The 616-nt window shown below is 43.5% G+C and carries 1 protein-coding gene; it reads left to right on the top strand.

What is annotated here, in order from left to right; all coding sequences use genetic code 11:
• Positions 1-128: 128 nt before the first annotated feature.
• A partial coding sequence (locus R8O11_RS29100) for an SgrR family transcriptional regulator (protein ID WP_318195106.1) occupies positions 129-616 on the top strand: 488 nt, incomplete at its 3' end.

Here is a 616-nt window from a genome sequence, read left to right as displayed (position 1 = left end):
CCAAGCGGTGTGCTGTTGTTTGTTCAGTTAAGCCCTCAGTTTGAATTCATATAGATATGACACAGGAAGTTTGGTCACTAAGCTTCCTGTGTTATTTTTGGTTTTTAGAAAAACGCTCAGGAAGCACTGTGAACGATGTAAATCTTAGATATTTAGATTTTCTGCTCAAACATTTTGAACCGCATAAGCATCATTTAGTGACGCTTAGCGAACTCGAATCTGTGATTTGCACGTCCAGACGTAACGTTTCCATTGTGATGAAAAAGCTGGCGGCTTACGGTTGGGTGGATTGGCAACCGGCGATTGGGCGAAGCAACCCAAGCCGCTTGAGTATCACCATTACTTTGCAACAAGCGATGACCGAGTTTTTGGTGGAAGAGCTTGCTAGGGGCAGAATGAATTCGATAACAAAGCTTATCGATTGGTTCGGCCAAACGGCGGTTCGTTCGCTTACGATTGCATCGGAAAAAGTGAACGAGCTGAATGAGTCTAAAAACGCCATTCTCATTTCTTCTTATCCGTGGGTTTCAAATATCGATCCCGCAGAGACTTTCCGTCATACCGAATTACACGTAGTCAAAAGTGTTTATGATGGGCTGCTAACACAAAACTCCAA

The organism is Vibrio sp. 1288 (assembly GCF_033344475.1).
The sequence above is the reverse complement of the archived record's forward strand: the minus strand, read 5'-3'. Positions and strand labels throughout refer to the sequence as shown.